The 18,526-nt window shown below is 40.7% G+C and carries 14 protein-coding genes and 1 pseudogene; 9 read left to right on the forward strand and 6 right to left on the reverse strand.

Annotated elements, in window-relative coordinates:
* The first annotated feature begins 651 nt into the window (after window positions 1–651).
* From PQO03_RS05335 to pdxA, 9 genes are all read left to right on the forward strand, one after another.
* On the forward strand, window positions 652–1,029 hold the full coding sequence (locus PQO03_RS05335) for a hypothetical protein (RefSeq protein ID WP_274151719.1): 378 nt from the start codon (window positions 652–654) through the stop codon (window positions 1,027–1,029).
* A 1,131-nt stretch (window positions 1,030–2,160) separates the two neighbouring features.
* Window positions 2,161–2,793: an IS3 family transposase gene (locus tag PQO03_RS05340; RefSeq protein ID WP_274151720.1), complete on the forward strand. Its 633-nt coding sequence runs from the start codon at window positions 2,161–2,163 to the stop codon at window positions 2,791–2,793.
* Window positions 2,794–2,799: 6 nt separating this feature from the next.
* Window positions 2,800–3,042 carry an IS3 family transposase gene (locus tag PQO03_RS22070; protein WP_420792846.1) on the forward strand — a complete coding sequence of 81 codons (243 nt, stop codon included), beginning with the start codon at window positions 2,800–2,802 and terminating at the stop codon, window positions 3,040–3,042.
* A 252-nt stretch (window positions 3,043–3,294) separates the two neighbouring features.
* Entirely contained in the window at window positions 3,295–3,585 is a 291-nt protein-coding gene (gatC, locus tag PQO03_RS05345; RefSeq protein ID WP_274151721.1) for an Asp-tRNA(Asn)/Glu-tRNA(Gln) amidotransferase subunit GatC, read from the forward strand.
* A complete protein-coding gene (gene gatA, locus PQO03_RS05350; RefSeq protein WP_274151722.1) occupies window positions 3,585–5,051 on the forward strand; it encodes an Asp-tRNA(Asn)/Glu-tRNA(Gln) amidotransferase subunit GatA in 1,467 nt (488 codons plus the stop codon). The genes gatC and gatA overlap by 1 nt, the downstream gene beginning before the upstream one ends.
* 2 nt (window positions 5,052–5,053) lie before the next feature.
* The gene (gene gatB / locus PQO03_RS05355) at window positions 5,054–6,523 is read left to right on the forward strand and encodes an Asp-tRNA(Asn)/Glu-tRNA(Gln) amidotransferase subunit GatB (RefSeq protein ID WP_274151723.1); all 1,470 of its coding nucleotides are present in this window, start codon (window positions 5,054–5,056) and stop codon (window positions 6,521–6,523) included.
* A 43-nt stretch (window positions 6,524–6,566) separates the two neighbouring features.
* On the forward strand, window positions 6,567–6,944 hold the full coding sequence (locus PQO03_RS05360) for a Dabb family protein (RefSeq protein ID WP_274151725.1): 378 nt from the start codon (window positions 6,567–6,569) through the stop codon (window positions 6,942–6,944).
* 7 nt (window positions 6,945–6,951) lie between these two features.
* Window positions 6,952–7,914 (forward strand): calcium/sodium antiporter, encoded by a 963-nt coding sequence (locus tag PQO03_RS05365; protein ID WP_274151726.1) that lies wholly within the window; start codon window positions 6,952–6,954, stop codon window positions 7,912–7,914.
* A 119-nt stretch (window positions 7,915–8,033) separates the two neighbouring features.
* Window positions 8,034–9,017, forward strand: coding sequence for a 4-hydroxythreonine-4-phosphate dehydrogenase PdxA (pdxA, locus tag PQO03_RS05370; protein WP_274151727.1), 984 nt, complete (start codon window positions 8,034–8,036; stop codon window positions 9,015–9,017).
* Between the two features lie 57 nt (window positions 9,018–9,074).
* Here the strand turns inward: pdxA and PQO03_RS05375 are convergent, their stop codons facing one another.
* From PQO03_RS05375 to PQO03_RS05400, 6 genes and pseudogenes are all read right to left on the reverse strand, one after another.
* The gene (locus PQO03_RS05375; protein WP_274151729.1) at window positions 9,075–10,922 is read right to left on the reverse strand and encodes a hypothetical protein; all 1,848 of its coding nucleotides are present in this window, start codon (window positions 10,920–10,922) and stop codon (window positions 9,075–9,077) included.
* Window positions 10,923–11,140: 218 nt separating this feature from the next.
* Window positions 11,141–13,701: pseudogene (acnB, locus tag PQO03_RS05380) on the reverse strand (bifunctional aconitate hydratase 2/2-methylisocitrate dehydratase).
* Between the two features lie 233 nt (window positions 13,702–13,934).
* The gene (locus PQO03_RS05385; protein WP_274151731.1) at window positions 13,935–15,827 is read right to left on the reverse strand and encodes an ATP-binding protein; all 1,893 of its coding nucleotides are present in this window, start codon (window positions 15,825–15,827) and stop codon (window positions 13,935–13,937) included.
* A gap of 12 nt (window positions 15,828–15,839) precedes the next feature.
* Window positions 15,840–16,979: a cysteine desulfurase family protein gene (locus PQO03_RS05390; RefSeq protein WP_274151733.1), complete on the reverse strand. Its 1,140-nt coding sequence runs from the start codon at window positions 16,977–16,979 to the stop codon at window positions 15,840–15,842.
* Window positions 16,966–17,496: an inosine/xanthosine triphosphatase gene (locus tag PQO03_RS05395; protein ID WP_274151735.1), complete on the reverse strand. Its 531-nt coding sequence runs from the start codon at window positions 17,494–17,496 to the stop codon at window positions 16,966–16,968. Before PQO03_RS05395 ends, PQO03_RS05390 begins: the two co-directional genes overlap by 14 nt.
* Window positions 17,496–18,332 carry a hypothetical protein gene (locus PQO03_RS05400; protein ID WP_274151736.1) on the reverse strand — a complete coding sequence of 279 codons (837 nt, stop codon included), beginning with the start codon at window positions 18,330–18,332 and terminating at the stop codon, window positions 17,496–17,498. Before PQO03_RS05400 ends, PQO03_RS05395 begins: the two co-directional genes overlap by 1 nt.
* Window positions 18,333–18,526 lie beyond the last annotated feature (194 nt).

Below are 18,526 nucleotides of genomic sequence, written 5' to 3' on the forward strand. Positions count from 1 at the left end.
ATAGCCTCCGGTGGCCGCCGGACTTTTAGGGAAGGGGACGGAGTCCCAAGGATTTAAATAAAACAAAGGGAAGCGAATTATATCGCTTAACAGCGGGTTGCAATTGCCATCGCGGGCGGATGAAAAGGTGGGTAATAATTTTATTGCCCCGGTGGCCGCCAGACTTACAGGGAGGGGGACGGAATCCCAAGACTTCATACGCCTACAATGGAAAACCTTCCGTTCTTTCCTCTTTCAGGCCTCAGCCGATCTTTCCTCTTTTAGCGCAGCGTTCTGCAGGGCTTTGCCCGATCTGCCAGTGAGCAGGGCGAACGCTCTCAGCTCGGTACGAGCGTTCCCTCAGCGCAAAGGGCGTAAACTCAGGAACTCCGTTCCGTTAACTCAGGCCTCAGCCGATCTTTCCTCTTTTAGCGCAGCGTTCTGCAGAGCTTTGCCCGATCTGCAGTGAGCAGCGCGAAGGATCTGCAAGCGAATGAAATGAGCATGATCCCTTAGGAATAAATTTGATTATCGGATGATGTGGAATATTAACAATAATAATTACGCTATGTAATTAGCCAAAATGAATATATGCGGTGCTGTTTTTAGAGCATAGTAGAATCATTATCTAGGCTAGATATATAGACTTTAAATATTAAATAGGAATGACTTATGGGTAAAACAACTTTGATTTTTTCTTTGATTTATATAATAATGGGAATCGGCGGATATTTTGCTTCTGGTAAAGCCAGTGTGACTGCACTGATTCCTTCTTTTTTTGGAATTGTTTTCTTTATATTTGCAGTTATAGCCATTAAAAAACCTAGTCTTAATAAGCATATGCTCCATGGAATCATGTTTTTAGTCCTCGTGAGTTTAGGTGGCACTTTCAAAGGATTCGGTAAAATGATTAATTGGCTCAGCGGACAAGAAATAGAAAGATTACTTGCCGTTCAAATCCAAGGAACTTTCTTCATCCTAAATACAGTTCTTTTGATTTTTGGGATTAATTCATTTATCCAAGCAAGAAAAATTCGCAAGCAAGAATAATCTTTAATTACGCTCAAATTTAAGTCCGTACTTTATGCGGTGATTAGCAAGTCGAATCACCGCATTTTTGTATTTTGCCTAGTTTGAATCGTCTAATGGCCTCTCAAGGCCTAAGCCTTTCACCCGCAAGTGTAAACTCCCGTTTTTTACTCGCCTGCGGAGGCTCTCCGCTCGCCGAAGGCATTTATAAACTTCATTGCTCCCGCAAGCTATAAACCTTATTATTGCCCCCGATGGAAGCCGGACTTGGAGGGCAGCGGAGCGACTTATAGGAACCCGACAAAATGGTATCTTATTGGTCTTAGGTCAGACGGCAATGTTTTTCTATCTGGTGCACCGTTTAGTCTTAGTTGGTGTCGCAAATTTATTTGATCTTTATCAAGTTTCTGGCTTATACACCACTTACATCATAAGTGCCGTCTTTTTAGCCATTCTCTATTTATTTGGTATCGTTCTTACAAGGCTAAAAATGTCAAAAAATCTATTTATTTAAAGTATCTCTAAAAAGATCGCTGCGCTGAAAGAACGCTGCGCTGAAAGATCGGGCAAAGCCCTGCAGAAAAGTCTGGGACTGCAGGCGTCTCGCCTGCTTATAGAGCGTGGCTCCGCCACTCAAAGATCGGCAACAATTTACCTACAAGATCGAGCAAAGCCTTGCAGATCGTTCACTGCAGAAAAGCCTGGGACTGCAGGCGTCTCGCCTGCATATAGACTGTTTCCTTAATCCACCTGACTGGCAGGTCAATTAAAAATTGCGGGGAGCCCCCGTAATGATAGGGAACTTAAGAGATATTTGAGCTCGAAGAGCTTAGGGATTTAGCCATGGACGTAAGTTAGTGGTGTTTGAATAACAGAATCGTGCGTGCCGAAGGTACGCTGTAGAACTTCAGCTTCATACCTTCGGCATTACTATCATTTTTTTAACAATACCCACCGGATAAATCCGGTGGCTACCATACTATATACCTTCGGCATATTCTTAAGTTCCCTACCATTCGGTGCATTCCCTGGACATGGTCAACTACTTGGTAAGGATGCTGAGATAGAAGAGCTGAAACGACGCTTGAAGGATGGAGAACAAGAGCGTGACATATTTAAAAAAGCCGTGGGCATTTTTTCGAAGATCTAGCATTGAAAGGTCTATCACCAATTTTTTACTATAAAGTTGTTAATGAACTCAGTAGTGAATTTGGCGTAGAGAAAATTTGTAAGGCCCTCGTATATTCAAAGACGAGTTTCTATCGTAAAAGAAAACAGCCTGAAACTCAAAGAGAATTATCCAATAAAAAACTATTGATTGATATCAAAAGGGTTCACAATGAAAGCAAGCAGATATTTGGCTCTCCAAGTGTGATATCTAAGCTCAAAGAAGAAGGTTTTCATTGTAATCATAAAAGAGTTACTAGACTTATGAAAGAGAATAATATTCGCTCCAAAACAGTAAAGAAATTCAAAATAACAACTGATTCAAATCATGAACGACCAATTTGTCCGAACTTGATTAAAAGAGATTTTAAGCCTAAAAAAATCAATACTTTGTGGTGTTCAGATATCACATACATCAAAGTTGGCCAAGGCTGGCTATATCATGCGGTAGTCATTGATTTATATTCACGTAAAGTAGTAGGATGGAGCATGGCTGAGACAATGACTAGGCAGCTAGTAATTGATTCATTTATGATGGCTTGGCAAGGACGAGGAAAGCCTAAGGATTGGATATATCACTCTGATCGAGGGAGCCAGTATGCAAGTCATGATTTTTAGAGTTTATTGAAAGGTCTTAATGTACAGCAAAGTATGAGTCGACGAGCTAACTGTTGGGACAATGCTTGTGCAGAATCTTTTTTTGCTTCTCTGAAGAAACAAGAGGTCTACCTCACGACATATACTACGGTGCTACAAGCTAGGAGTTGTATCTTTGAGTACATTGAGATATTCTATAACTCCTATCGACCACATTCTTTTGTTGGTGGATTAAGTCCAAACCAATATGAAAGTGACATAGCAAGCTAAAAAGTCACTTAAACTAAACCGTTCGCAAAACGGGGTGAGTTCCATTTTTCACACCTGAGCAATGTGGAATTATGTAATTAAACTATGTCTGGTATTTCTGAGTAAGTTCAGCTATTTTTTTTGTTTGGATCTACGTCACTTTGCCTATGGGTTAACTTAGTAGGCAATAGGCTGATTTAGGGGCTTGAACAGGGGACAGATGGCGATAGTTTTGTGAACGAAATTTTATATATAATTAAATAGAGGTTCAATATGAGCGATTTTGACGTAGAGCATTTTGCAAAGCTCTCAAGGCTCAATGTAAGTCCCGAAGAAGTCCCTGTACTTCAAAAGCAAATGAACGACATTCTCGTCATGGTAAATGAGCTCATGGAGCTCGATCTAGAAGGCATTGAAGGTACAAATTTTGCAGTTCAAATGGAAAATGTGATTCGCGAAGATAAAAGCGCTGCTTCACTCCCCGTTGAAGTCGCGGCGGCAACTTTCCCCGATAGAGAAGAAAACCTAAACCGTACACCGGTTATTCTTGAGGATAACGACTAATGAGTTTAATTAATCTTTCACTCCACGAAGCTGCCGACAAGCTCGCCGCTGGCAAAGTTACTTCACGCGCACTCTGCGAAGCGCTTCTCGCACGTGTTGATCAAGTAGAAGACAAAGTTGGTGCACTTGTATCAATCAACGCTGAACGCATTCTTGCAGCGGCAGATGCAGCAGATGCACGCCGTGCAGCAGGTACAGCTATTGGACGCTACGATGGTCTACCGATCACAATTAAAGATAACATTATTGAAGAAGGCGAAGAAGCTAAATGTGCGTCTTCAATTCTCGATGGTTTGACGAATGTTTACGATTCAACGGTTGTTCGCAAACTCAAAGAAGCTGGTTGCGTGATTTTTGGTCGTGCTAACATGGACGAATTTGCCATGGGTTCTACCACTGAGACGAGCCAAGTCAAAAAGACTCGTAACCCACATGACCTTGATTGTGTACCGGGTGGTTCATCGGGTGGTTCAGCTGCTGGTGTTGCTTCAAAAGAATTTTTAGGTGCACTCGGTTCTGATACGGGTGGTTCAATTCGTCAACCAGCATCTTTTTGTGGTATCGTTGGTCTCAAGCCAACTTATGGTTTGGTATCACGTTTTGGTCTCGTTGCTTTTGCTTCATCTCTCGATCAGATTGGTCCGATGTCAAAAGACGTGCAGGATTCAGCCTTAATGCTCGATATTATCAATGGTGAATGCGAAAAAGATTCAACGGCAATTCCCGGTAAAATCACTAATTTTGAAGCTTCGCTCGAAGGCGCTGACGTGAAGGGTATGAAGTTGGGTGTCCCAGCTGAGTACTTTGACGTAGAAGGCATGGAAGAAGATGTGAAAGCTAGCGTACAAGCAGCTATTGCGAAACTCGAAGCCATGGGTGCGGAAATCGTTCCTATCTCACTTCCTCATACAAAATATGCTATCGCAACTTACTACGTCATCGCCACAGCTGAAGCTTGTACCAACTTAGCTCGCTTCGACGGCATACGTTATGGTAAGCGCTACACAGAGACTGACGACATCATCGAAACATACTTTGAGTCGCGTTCACGTGGCTTTGGTCCAGAGGTTCAGCGTCGTATCATGCTCGGTACTTATGTGCTTTCTTCTTACGAAGATCACAAGTATTATCACCGTGCACAGAAAGTTCGTACTCTGATTCGCAATGACTTTGAAAAAGCCTACGAGCAATGCGATCTCATCGTTGCTCCGGTTTCACCTGAGACTGCTTTTAAATCTGGTGAGAGTTCAGATGATCCTATGAAAATGTACCTCGCGGATATCCTCACAACTTCAGCGAATCTCGCGGGTATTTGTGGTATCTCGGTTCCTTGTGGTAAGGATAGTAAAAATATGCCTATCGGTCTTCAGATTATGGGACCTGCCATGGGCGAGAAGAAATTACTTCAAGCGGCTTATGCTTACGAGCAGGGCGCTGCTGTAGAACTCAAAGAAGTGGAGCTCTAATCATGTCAAAATACGAAGTTATTATCGGCCTCGAAATTCACGTTCAAGCCCGTACCGAGTCCAAAGTCTTTTGTTCATGTAAGAATGAATTTGGCGCACCATCAAACTCAAATGTTTGCCCTATCTGCCTAGCTCATCCTGGAGTACTTCCAGTAGTGAACCGCGAAGCGATCAATCAGATTATCAAAGCGGGTCTTTTAACTGATTCCGATATCGCCCTTTACTCAAAGTTTGATCGTAAATCTTACTTCTACCCGGATCAGCCCAAGAACTACCAGATCACTCAGTTTGATTTGCCTTTCGCTGCTAATGGTAAAATTCCTATCGGTGGCAAAGGCCTCTCAGGTGAGATGATTGAGGCACGCGATATCAATATGGAAAGAATTCACCTCGAAGAAGATGTCGGTAAATCAGTTCACCATGGCACTCACTCAACAGTGGATTACAACCGTGCGGGTGTTCCATTGCTCGAAACAGTATCGATGCCTGAAATGCACTCTGCTGACGAAGCCTACGCTTATGTTCAGTCACTTCAGCAGATCATGCGTTACGGCGGAATCTCCGATTGTGATCAGGAAAAAGGTCAGTTCCGTTGCGATGTGAATATTTCACTTCACAAGCCGGGTACACCTTTTGGTACCAAGATTGAGATTAAAAACCTCAACTCGACTCGTCATATCTGGCTCTCAGTTAATCACGAAATTGATCGTCAGACCGATATTCTCGACGAGCTTGAGGGCACTGGCCCTAATGGCGAAGATGGTGTACTTCCTGTTCAGGAAACACGTCGTTGGAATGATGCCCGCCAGGAAACTGTGCTCATGCGTACCAAGGAATCGGCGGATGATTACCGTTATTTCCCTGAGCCAGATCTTCCTCCAGTCGTAACGACTGCTGAAGAAGTGGAAGCATTCCGTGCAGACCTGCTCATGAAGCCACAGGCTTACCGTGATAAGTTTGTAAAAGAATTCAAGATCACTGAGTATGATGCACACGTTTTGACACTCGAGAAGCCAACCGCAGACTTCTTCTTAGAAGCGGCTTCTGGTACAAAAAACCCGAAGGGTGTTGCAAATATCATGATGAATAACCTTAACAAGCTTCTCTCTGAGCTTGGTAAGAGTATTGCTGATACCGCACTTGAGCCTAAGCATTTGAGTCAACTAGTTGAGCTTGCTGAAGCAGGAAAGATTGCTAAGTCATCTTTCGGTAAACTTCTTCCTGAACTTTGCGAAAAGGGTGGAAACGCTGAAGATGTAGCTAAGTCCGCTGGCGTTATCATTGAACAGGACTCGGGTGCACTCGAGGGTTGGGTTGACGAAGTTATCGCGAAAAATGATAAAGCCGTTGCCGAATTCAAAGAGGGGCAAAAGAATGCGCTTAACTTCCTCATGGGTCAAGTGATGAAAGCTTCACGTGGTAAAGCGAATCCGCCGATGGTTGTCAAAATGATTAACCAAAAGCTTCGATAATTTATACGGGCGACTTTGTCGCCCGTTTTTATAGGAAAAGACAATGAAAAAAATTATTCTTATTTTAGCCATGCTTCTTTTTGCGAGTTGCGCAAATCACTCGAAACCAGATCCAAGAATTGTTCACGTTGTTTTCGCTTGGCTCAATGAGCCCGGAAATGAGAAGCATCGCGAAATGATCATTAAAGCAAGTGAAGAATTTCTTAAAATCCCAGGGGTACTTGATGTAGGTGTTGGAGCACCACTCATGAGTGATCGCAGTGTTGTGGATGATAGTTTTGATGTGGGTATATTTTTGACTTTCAAAACAAAAGAAGATCTGCAAGCCTATATCGATCATCCCGATCATCAGGCAACAGTAAAACTTTTACTCAAGCCACTCTCAAAGAAAATCACTGTTTACGATATCGTAGACTTATAGGGAACTTATGATAGTAGCAGTTTTACTTATTCTTGCTGGTGGCCTTTTACTTTATTATGGTGGTGACTGGCTCGTAGATGGCGCTGTAGGGCTATCTTTGCGCTGGGGCATGTCGCCTTTAGTAGTCGGCTTAACAGTGGTCGCCTTTGGTACTTCAGCTCCAGAATTAGCTGTCTGTATAAAATCGACTCTCAATGGTTTAGATGATATCGCCTTGGGCAATGTCATTGGTTCTAATATTTGTAATATTGGCCTTGTTTTGGGTTTGGCAGCAATCGTGAAACCGATTGCAGTCCAGAGCCAACTGATCAAAATTGATGTTCCCGTAGCTATTATTGCCGCACTTTCTTTCGTTTTACTGATACAAGATGGACAAGTATCTGCCGTTGATGGAGGCATTCTTTTTGCCATGGTGGTGGCTTATGTCTTTTTTAGTATCAAAATGTCGAAGAAAGAAAGCAAGCAAGTTGAAGAAGAATTTGATGAAGAAGTTAAGCCCTCTCAGAAATCTAGCTTAGCTTTGTTTGGATTAATTCTTGCAGGTTTAGCTGGCGTTACTTATGGTGGCAATATTTTTGTAGATGGTGCTAGTACGGTTGCGGCGGGACTCGGCGTAAGCGATGCAGTTATTGGCCTTACAGTTGTAGCCTTAGGTACAAGTTTACCTGAATTGGCAGCCTCACTTATGGCGTCGTCAAAAGGTCATGGCGATATGGCACTCGGAAATGTCGTAGGCTCCTGTATTTTCAATCTATTGGCAATTACTGGGATAACTGCTTTGGTAGAGCCGCTTGATGCTATGGGTATTAATAAAGTAGATTTAGGCGTAATGCTCTTTTTAATGGTAGCCTTATTACCGATTTTGTGGACGCAGAAAAAACTATCTCGTATCGAAGGTTCATTTTTGCTCTTGGCCTACTGTGTTTATACTGGCTACTTATTCATGAGTCAGAGCACTGTTACAGCTTAAGTGATACTCCAAGGCTTCAGTAATATCCTTTTATAGTATAGGTTTTCGAAACTCATAGAAAATAAATAATATCACTTTCTTGTAAAGAAATATAATCAATTTAGTAAAAAATTTGGTAAATGAAAATGATTAAAAAGCCGATGATTCTGACGAGCGGAGATCCCGCAGGCGTAGGTCCAGAAGTCGCCGTAAAAGTTTTTGCGAAGTTCGCAAAAGAAGAATTCCCTTTTGTTATTGCGGGGACCGCAAGCGTACTCCAAGAAGCAATAGAACTCTACGCACAGAGCTATACACTGGAAAAGTATCAGGGCCAAAGCTGGGAAGCAGGAGTCCTTTATTACGATGACTTTAATTTAAATTTTGATGCAGACTGGGAAAAATGTAAAGCCTCAGCTAAATGTGGTCAGCTCTCCTATGATTTGATTGTCAGTGCTACTAAAGCCGTAATAGCTGGTCAGTATTCTGCAATTGTGACTGCACCAGTGAATAAAGAGTCAGTCAATTTAGCAGGTATAGCGTTTACTGGCCATACAGAACTGATTGCAGAACTTTGTGAATGCCCAAAATTTAATATGATGCAGAGTGCGGATAATATGCGCTTTGTCTTTGCCACTTGTCATATAGCACTAAAAGATGTTCCCAAGCAACTCACGGTAGATAAAATTCTCCAAGCAGGGCGACTCATGTATCAATCTTGTATTACTGAGGGATTAGAAAAACCAAAACTTTCGGCCGCAGGACTCAACCCTCATGCAGGTGAGAATGGCTATATGGGACGCGAGGAAATTGAAACAGTTATTCCTGCACTCGAAATCCTTCGCTCGGAAGGCATTGATATAGAGGGGCCATTTCCGCCGGACACGCTCTTTGTACCGGCCATTAGAGCGCGTTTTGACGGTTTCCTGTGTATGTACCACGATCAAGGTCATATACCCTTTAAAATGCTTGCTTTCGACCGTGGTGTCAATAGTACATTAGGTTTACCCATTATCCGAACCAGCGTAGATCACGGCACTGCCTTCGATATTGCATGGCAAGATAAAGTAGATCTCGGTAGCCTCGAAAATGCCCTCAAATTAGCGTGGAAACGAACGGGGCATTAAGCACTAAAACTCTGTAGCTGTTATCTTCTGATATTAGAGAGCTTTTGAGCCTCTCTATTACAGACTAGACCAAGCAGTTTTCCATACACTTTTAGGTTTGGCATTTTGTGGCTTATCAAAGAATTTATAATACTGTTCATAGTTTGTGTAGAGGTGAGGCATTTTTGTAGGATCTACGGGGATAGCAATGAGGCCCCAGTCATTCTTTTTTACGCCAATGAACTCAAGATCTTCGTCATTGTATGAATAATCTTTTGATGAATTCCATTTTTGTGTATCAATAAACTTAGAATCACTAAGCTCAATTTTATCACAGACGGTTATGTAGTAACCCATGTAGGGTTTAACTAGGTATTCATGCGCTATTTGGCCTTTAGGATCTGAATGAGCTATCTCTTGTGTATAAATGCTAGAAATATTTACTTGCTCTTTATTTAAATAGTGGAGGGCAGATAAGCTTTCGTTATAAATGATATCATTTTCTTGAGGCATCTTAGAACTTAAAGAGTTGATCTCTGCCATAAGAGCCGCAACTCTATTAACTTGCTCATAGTTATTTAATAATGCTTGTGTTTGCTCTGCATTTAATCCGTCAATAGAGATGATTTGCTCGATAGATTTGGCTTTCGGATTGATGGGGATTGAGAGTGTTAGTTTATGTGGATAACCCCAATAGCAGTTATTTTCATCACGCAGGAGAGCCATGCCATCAGCATTGTAAACAGCTTCAAAAGTAATGGCAAAGGGGGTGATCTCAGAAAGGGTAACATCCTTATCATTTTTCATAAATTGATAAGTTAAGCTATTATCTTTAAAAATAACTTTTAGTGAGCTCTCTTTATCAATGGGATATAATTGAGTGTCTCTATTGGATTTTCTTATGACTTCAATCAACAATTGTTCACTGGGAGCTAAAATTTTATTTTTAAGGATCGCAACTTGAGTTTTTGGTTTTTTATCGAGGTCAATTCTTTTTATAAAATCCTCTTCCAGGTAGCTCGATGAAAGCTTTTTAATGTAAGCATCACCCAGGAGGGTAATTGACTCATCATTTATAATGTTCATATGATTTTTTAATGAAAAGGGAGTCTCAGCTTGGCAGAGGGTTATTTTGTCATCAATTAATCTGTAGTTTAGGGACTCTAGTATTTCATCTTTTATTATCTGTGGAGATGTTTTGTGCTCTCTTTTAGAAATGTCTTCTCTTAAATGAAATTTATCTGAGGGGTAATCAGATATTGTTTTTGCGTACGCTTCATTACAGTTGATAGTAAAAGCTAGGGGAGGAGTGAAAGTTTGAGATTTTAGCAGGACTTTAATGCTATATAAAGCAGCGTATTTACTGCCTTTTGGATAAGAAAAACTGCTTTTGTCAGTTTCAAAAATCGTGTTTCCTTTTTTGTCTAAAGCAATGAAAGCAAAAGTGAAGTTTTGTGGAGTATCAACATAAAAGTGTTTTTTGTTTATTGAAATTAATTTACATACTGGACCATTCGTAAATTGCTTTTGTACTTTTTTTTCTTTTAAGGAAAATTCTAAGCTTGGCATTGTTTGGAAATAGCGATGAGTGCACTCAACAGAGATTTGTGTGGGGATGTCGATTGGTTTTGAGGCAAAAGTTATGGGGATGTCAATTTGATTATTGGAATCTAAAATGACTACTTTATCGTAAGTTATTGTGCTCTCATCGTGAAAATGAAATTTCTTTAAATTGAGTTGGTATGAGTAAGGGTGTTTTTTATGTAATGGGTCAATGACAATCGACATTTTTTGAGCTTTTTTCTTTTCTACAAACATCTGTTTGTGGATTGAGTCTGAAAGACTTTTTACTTCTGTTTCAGTGGCAAATACGCTTGCGCTGAACAACTGAATGATTATAAAGGTTTTTAATAAAAATTGGCTCACTATAAACTCCATATCTAAGTGTGAGCTTACCTATACCACAAGATGAATTTTTGTAAAAAATACTTGTATGAAAAATAAGTATTTTTTATGTAAAATATAATAAATATTTTTTAAATGATTAATTTATTATAAAAAAGCGTTGGAGAATTGTTAAGTTAAATAAATAATAAAAAAGGCCGATCATGATGATCGGCCTTTTTTAGTGAAGTGAGTCTAAATTAAACTTCGAGTTTTTCCTCGAGGAGGTGGAAGTTTAAGTACTGATAGATTTCTTCTTCTTTACCTTCTAACTTGGGAGTTACCAATGTTTGGTACTCAGCAGGAGTTGGAAGTTTGCCATAGACTGCCACGGCTGCAGCTAACTCGGCAGAACCGAGATAAACTTGTGCGCCATCACCAAGACGATTATTGAAGTTACGTGTAGAAGTAGAGAACACAGTAGCGTTATCTTTTACACGAGCTTGATTACCCATACAAAGTGAACAGCCTGGCATTTCTATACGAGCACCAGCAGCAGAGAACTTAGAGTAGTAACCTTCTTTAGTTAGTTGTTCCTGATCCATTTTTGTAGGAGGACAAACCCATAGGCGTGGCAATACTTGACCTTCACCTTCAAGAACTTGAGCAGCAGCACGGAAGTGACCAATATTAGTCATGCAAGAACCGATGAAAACTTCATCAATTGTATTGCCTGCAACAGCAGAAAGTTTTTTGACGTCATCAGGATCGTTAGGACAAGCGAGAAGTGGCTCATTCATTTCGTTGAGATCAATCTCGATAATCTGATGATATTGAGCATTTGAATCAGCTTCCATGAGCTCGCCATTAGCGATCCAATCTTTAACGTTGTCAATTCGACGTTGAATTGTCTCAGGATCTTTGTAGCCACCAGCAATCATGGCTTCCATAAGAGCGATATTTGAGTTGAGATATTCTTCGATAGGCTCACGATTGAGTTTAATTGTTGCCGCAGCGGCAGAACGCTCAGCAGCAGCATCAGTTAATTCAAAAGCCTGCTCAACCTTGAGGTCAGGAAGTCCTTCAATTTCGAGGATACGACCAGAGAAAATATTGACTTTACCTTTTTTCTCTACTGTAAGGAAACCCTTTTCAATAGCTGCATAAGGAATCATGTTAACAACGTCACGGAGAGTTACACCTGGCTGAAGTTCACCTTTGAAGCGTACTAGAACAGATTCAGGCATATCAAGAGGCATAACACCAAGTGCTGCAGCGAAAGCTACAAGGCCAGAACCAGCAGGGAAAGAAATACCGAGTGGGAAACGCGTATGTGAGTCACCACCAGTACCAACAGTGTCTGGAATAAGAAGACGGTTGAGCCATGAGTGAATAACGCCGTCACCAGGTGCAAGTGATACACCACCGCGATTAGAGATATAATCAGGGAGAGTGGCGTGAGTACGAACATCTGTAGGTTTAGGGTAAGCTGCCGTATGGCAGAAAGACTGCATAACGAGGTCAGAATTGAATTTAAGACAAGCAAGCTCAGTCATTTCAGAGGCTGTCATTGGACCGGTAGTATCTTGTGAACCAACAGTCGTCATTTTTGGGAGGCAAGCTGTGCCAGGAAGAATACCTTCGACATCACAGGCTGCGCCGACCATTTTTTGAGCGAGAGTATAACCTTGATCAGCAGTTGGTACTGGATTGTCAGGATTAACGAAAATTCCAGACTCTTGAATAGAGCTAAGTCCTAGTTCAAGACGAGCTTGTTCAGTAAGCTGCTTACCAATGATAAGTGGTACACGTCCACCGGCACGATATTCATCGAGGATAGTGTTTGGCTTAATATCGAAAGAGGTGATCTCTGAGCCATTTTCAGCAAGGATTTTACCTTCTTTAGGAAGAACAGTGATGATATCGCCTGTGTTGATTTTGGAAACATCACACTGAATAGGGAGTGAACCTGAATCTTCTGCAGTATTGAAGAAAATTGGAGCAATGATATCGCCGAGGATGATTCCTCCGCGTTTTTTATTAGGTATAAAAGGAATCTCTTGACCGACATGCCAAAGTAGTGAATTACAGGCAGATTTACGTGAAGAACCAGTACCAACAACATCACCAACGAAAGAAACAGGAAGGTCTTGCTCTTTCAGTTTTGAAATGGCCTCTGGACCTTCAGGGAAGAGGCTACCACCCATACAAGTTGAGTGGAGAGGGATATCAGCACGAGTGAAAGCAAACTTTGCAGGAGAGAAGTCATCTGTATTGATCTCACCACCAACTTTGTAAATAACAGTCTTGACTGAGTCTGGAACATCTTCCGAGTTAGTGAACCATTCGCCATTTGCCCATGAAGTAATAATTTCTTTAGCAGTAGTATTGCCTTTATCAGCAAGAGCTTTGATGTCATCAAAACAGTTGACTGATAGAACCATGTTTTTAAGTCCAGTAGCGGCAAGAGGCGCTAATTCAGCATCTTCACTAGCAACAGTATCAATAAGGCCTTGGAGGTTATAGCCACCAACCATTGTACCGAGAAGTTTTACGGCATCAGCTTTTGAAATGACGTCACAAGAGCTAGCGCCTTTAAGAATAGCAACAAGGAAATTAGCTTTAACGTGAGCTGCGGGGTCAACACCAGGGTTGATACGGTTAGTGAGAAGATCTAAAAGTTCTTCACCTTTGCCTGAGGGGATATCTTGAAGGAGGGCAACTAATTGTTCTGCTTGTTTTTCACTTAGTGCGAGGGGGGGATGCCTTGCGTTTTACGCTCAGCAACATGCTTGTAGTAGTCTTCGAAAAAAGTCGACATAGGTTCTCATAAATAAGGGTTAACAATGAAAGAATTTATGACGTAAAATAACGTCAAAATAACGCCATAATTATAAATTCATTTTAGAGAAAAACAATCGACAAAGACAAAAGCTTAGGGAAAAATCGAAAATAGTTGCATAAGTTTAGTTTTTTACGTTTTCGGAATTTTAAGTCTTAGCACAAAAAGGCTGAATCCTGAGCTCGTCTGTCAAGGCTTATAGTTTTAGTTTTTTATTCAAAAACGAAATCATTGAGCGTCAAGAGAGTGTTTTGATGATTGAGTTCCAAGCTGTCGTGAAGCGCTAAAGCTAAGTCAAAGTGGCCTTCTCTGGTGAGGGTCTCCATTTTTTTAGAAATTTCTCGTACAGTATTAAAACCAAGACTAGCAGCTCCGCCAGCGTACTTATGAGCGTAGCGAATAAATTGTTCTTGATCTTTGGCGAGAGCTGCCGTTTTAATTTCTTTCAGCATTCCTTGAACTTCTTTTAAGTAGATCTCGATCAGCTTATGAAAACCTTCTGCACCTAAAGATTCGTGGATATCGAGTAACATTCTTGAGTCGATGAGTTCAAATGCTGCATGAGTAGGCTCTTTAAGCAGAGATACTTCATCTGATTTTTGGATTAATTTACTTACGGTTTTTAATAAAAGTTGCTTCGAATAAGGCTTGGGGAGATAAGAATTGATACCCAGTTTCAGGTAGCGTTCGCGATCTCCTTCCATCGCATTTGCAGTGACCGCAATAATGGGAACGTGTTGGTAGGCGGCTTTTGTTTCTCGAATAACTTTGGTAGTTTCTAAGCCATCCATTCCAGGCATTTGAATATCCATGAGGATTAAATCAAAATGATCCGATTTCAGGAATTCAATAACTTCAAAACCATTCTCCGCAGTCTTTATATAGTGTTGTTTATCGCTGTTTAGATAAGAGTGCATGACCCTTTGGTTGACTAAATTATCTTCGGCAATCAGTATTCTAAGTGCAGGTAGATGTAAGTCGGATGTTTCTTTTTTGAGAAGAGCTTTATTTGTAACTGGTAGGCTAATAGTAAAACTAAAAGTCGAGCCTTCTCCAGGGTTGGAATTCAATTCGAGATTGGAATTCATGCATTGCAAAATCATTTCTGATATAGGTATACCTAAGCCCGTGCCTTCGTTTTTGCGAGAATGCGAATTATCCACTTGGGCAAATTTAGAGAAAATCAGTTCGTTTTCCTCAGGGCTAATACCTATTCCCGTATCACTAACGGATATGGTGATTTTTGCATGTTCACACTTGAGCTCATCGAGCTTGAGTTGGAGTTTGATGTGACCTTGATCAGTAAACTTCACGGCATTTGAGACCAAGTTGGAAATGATTTGTCGCAAACGATTTTTGTCCCCCATGAGGATCAGTTCTTTAAGTTCTTGGCAGGTATCGATAGAGAGAGTAAGCTTTTCTTTATTACAGCTAGTTTTGGCAAGGTCTATAACTTGTAAGCAGAGCGAGAATAGGGAGAAAGCTTCGGGGCGTAAGGTGAGCTGATGGTCCTCAAGTTTGGCAAAATCTAGGATATTATTTACAAGGTTAAGAAGTGCCTCTGAGGAATGGCAAATAATGTTAACTAATTCAGTCTGGCGTGTGTTGATGTTGGTTTCTTGTAAAATATTGAGAATCCCAATAATGCCATTGAGCGGAGTCCGTATTTCGTGACTCATGGTCGCTGCAAACTCAGATTTTATTTGTAAGGCATTTTCTAGGTTGCGATTAATTTCTTCTTGAGCCAGTAATTTTTTGACTCGAGAAGAAAATTCTTCACTACAAATGGGTGGGTAGATGAGGTCACTGCAATTGAGATTATAATAAGCTTGGATTTCTTCCGGATTAAACTTAGGTAAAATAATGAAGGTATTTTGAGTTTTTAAATTTTGCGAGATATCTTCTAAACAAAAACTTTGGTGATCAATATTTTTGTGGTGATCGATGATAATTAGAGAGAGCAGATGCTCAGACTCGAGTTTTTTTAATTCTTCAATATCCTCACAATGGTAAAGGTGAATTAAACTATGGTCTAAATATTGATTGATTTGATGAAAACTCTCTTTGGTAGTATTGCAGACGGCTACATGAGCTAGCTTATTCATTTCATCTCCTCTTTAATAGTCAATAATAATTTTTTGTAGTTCTTCTATGAAATTTATGATGTCATTTTCTGTGTTTTGCCAAGCCATACTAATGCGCAGTACTCCAAAGCCATTTTGATCATTTAGACCAAGGCTTTTTAAGGCAGGACTAATTTGTTTACTATCGGCTGAGCAGGCACTACCCGTACCTAAGATGATACCTTTACTTGCCAATGCTCGCATTAAAATAGCGCCTTGCATATTTTTAAAATTGGCCAAAAGAACGTAAGGAGAGGCACTGGCACATGAAATGATATTCACAGCGCAGTCATTACTATTTTTTTGTTTTAAATTTGATAAAAGTTTACGGCACAAAAGATTGAGCTCATTAATTTTTTGATAACGTCTTACTTTCTCTTTTTTATTGAATTCAGCGGCAAAACCTAATGCCGCAGCAGCTGCTGCGTCAAGAGTACCAGATCGTAAACCTTCTTGTTGACCACCGCCGTAGAGTAGGGGATTCGGGAGATGTTTATTACTCACAATAAGTGCGCCACTACTATTTGGACCATGAAATTTGTGTCCGGCAAATGAGAGTGAGCTAATGCCCCAGTCATCCATATCAATATCTCTTTTTCCAAATCCTTGTACCGCATCGATATGAACATGGATTGAGCTGCCATAGGTGAGCTCACTCAAGCGATCTATATCGAGGAGACCGCCGGTTTCATTATGCAGCAGAGTGAGTGAAATGAGACGTGTATTTTTATTGATGATTTGACTTAGATTAGATAAATCGGGAGCACCAGTTTTGTCCAGAGCTAAATAATGAATGATAACAGACTTTTTTTTCAGTTCTTTGATCACATTGAGAATGGAAGGATGCTCAGCTTCACAAGTGATGATTTCATCACCTTCCTTGAGTTCGACTCCGAGCAGGGCCAAGTTATTGGCTTCAGTTCCACCACTAGTGAAAATAACACGGTAATCTATAGGAGATGCTTGTGCAGCTTTTAAAATCTTTAAGCAAGCGGTTTCTGCAACTCTTAGGCATTCTCGAGAGAGTGTGTGACCCGCATGAGGGTTGGCATAGTATTTCTCGATGGCTTCGAAGTAAAAGTTTTTGATTTCGGGCAAGAGGGGAGTTGATGCCGCGTTATCAAGATAAATCATTTTGTAATTTCCAAGAGCTGAATAAATTAAGTAAGGCTTGGCGGGTATAGGTTTTCCTAATGAGTTGGCCTTGAGTAATGAGACCAATAGCCCCACCAAGTGAGCCAATATCAGGATTGGACGTAAAACCAGTTTTGACTAAGGCCTGAGAGAGTTCCAAATGTTCATTTTCAATAACTTTTTGAACTTCATGGGGTAACTGAAAAGAAGATGAACTCGCAAAGAATGTTTCACTACCATCCCATAGGCAAACACAAGAAATATTGAGCAGCTTACCCTCTATATGATAGCATCCATCTTCAATACCTACAGAGAAAGTAGCATCATCATTACAAGCTGATTTAGCTCTATTAATGGCGCCCGCATAGCTTTCTTTCAAGCATCTGGGTTGAGCTTTAACTCCTGAGTCCACATCAATGGATATAAGCTTTGCTGGGATATTTTGAGCTTCGAGTTCTTCTGTGAGTGCTTGGACTTTAGCAAGATTGCGAGTGCCGATATGGACTCGCATAGTCATTAACGTTTTTTCTTAATGCTGATTTTTTTACGTGCTCCACCAGTTCGAAGTTTTTTCGGAGCAGGGCTTGCTGCAGCTTCATCTACAGGAGCAGGTGTTGAAGCATTACCAGCTTTAGTCGAATTTCCTGTTTTAGGGGCAGGTGATTTCATTTTTGACTTTCCTGCTTTTAGTGAACGAGCACGTGAAGGCTTTTTCATTCTTGCAGAAGTAGCTGTCGTGATTTTACTTTGGGTCTTGCCTGTAACTGCAGGTTCTGCTAAAGCTTTTGGAGCAGGAACATCAGCAGGCATGGGAGCAGCTGCTAAAACATTGCCATTGCGTACAAGGTAGACCATGTTAGAAACCTTTTCGTAACCTTTAGAATCAGAGGCATGGTAGACGTCGTTGAGGTAAAGTAAAAGAGCTTCAGGAAGTGCGGTAGCAATAATTGTATTGCGATTTGGCACGGCAAAACCGACAGATTTTGTGCCAAAATGCTCTTGGATTTCAATAAGAAGCTTTTTGCGTAAGATACTGCTTGCTGTTAGGTCATCACCTTCACGCTTAAGTAGTGTATGAGTCTCGCCTTGGTACTTAACTTCAACGGGTTCCCATTCGGGTTCATCACGTTTGTCTAAGGCTTGTAAGGCAAGGCCTTCAACAAATTCAAGTGTCCAGTTATTCTCTAGAGCTTCTCTTCTACCGATAAAGTGAGTTTGGCCATTTTGTTTGAAACCAAAAGTTACAAGAGCTCTGCTATCGTTGCTATTAGCAATCAGGTCACGGTGAAGGATTTGGTCGATGTTACTGATCTTGAGGTTACTAAGAATAGGTACAGGTACAACTTCTGTCATTTTGAACTCCTAAAATTATTATATTGAATAAGTTAGATCTAGCTAGCTGATAATCAATTTTAGCATTTGTCTATTAAATGAAAAAAGTAAAGAAAAGGGGGTAAAGTGTCCACTAGAAAAGTATAAACGAAAAAATGACTCGAAGCTAAATTCATATTATTATTTTATCATATAGCGATCATAAAGATTTTTTT

Source organism: Lentisphaera profundi (assembly GCF_028728065.1).
In the GTDB taxonomy this organism is placed as follows: domain Bacteria; phylum Verrucomicrobiota; class Lentisphaeria; order Lentisphaerales; family Lentisphaeraceae; genus Lentisphaera; species Lentisphaera profundi.

Coding starts and splice junctions, on each gene's coding strand:
- pdxA (WP_274151727.1), top strand. CDS start 8,034: ATGAAAATGATTAAAAAGCCGATGATTCTGACGAGCGGAGATCCCGCA.
- gatA (WP_274151722.1), top strand. CDS start 3,585: ATGAGTTTAATTAATCTTTCACTCCACGAAGCTGCCGACAAGCTCGCC.
- PQO03_RS05385 (WP_274151731.1), bottom strand. CDS start 15,827: ATGAATAAGCTAGCTCATGTAGCCGTCTGCAATACTACCAAAGAGAGT.
- PQO03_RS05335 (WP_274151719.1), top strand. CDS start 652: ATGGGTAAAACAACTTTGATTTTTTCTTTGATTTATATAATAATGGGA.
- PQO03_RS05360 (WP_274151725.1), top strand. CDS start 6,567: ATGAAAAAAATTATTCTTATTTTAGCCATGCTTCTTTTTGCGAGTTGC.
- PQO03_RS05395 (WP_274151735.1), bottom strand. CDS start 17,496: ATGACTATGCGAGTCCATATCGGCACTCGCAATCTTGCTAAAGTCCAA.
- PQO03_RS05400 (WP_274151736.1), bottom strand. CDS start 18,332: ATGACAGAAGTTGTACCTGTACCTATTCTTAGTAACCTCAAGATCAGT.
- PQO03_RS05390 (WP_274151733.1), bottom strand. CDS start 16,979: ATGATTTATCTTGATAACGCGGCATCAACTCCCCTCTTGCCCGAAATC.
- gatB (WP_274151723.1), top strand. CDS start 5,054: ATGTCAAAATACGAAGTTATTATCGGCCTCGAAATTCACGTTCAAGCC.
- PQO03_RS05365 (WP_274151726.1), top strand. CDS start 6,952: ATGATAGTAGCAGTTTTACTTATTCTTGCTGGTGGCCTTTTACTTTAT.
- gatC (WP_274151721.1), top strand. CDS start 3,295: ATGAGCGATTTTGACGTAGAGCATTTTGCAAAGCTCTCAAGGCTCAAT.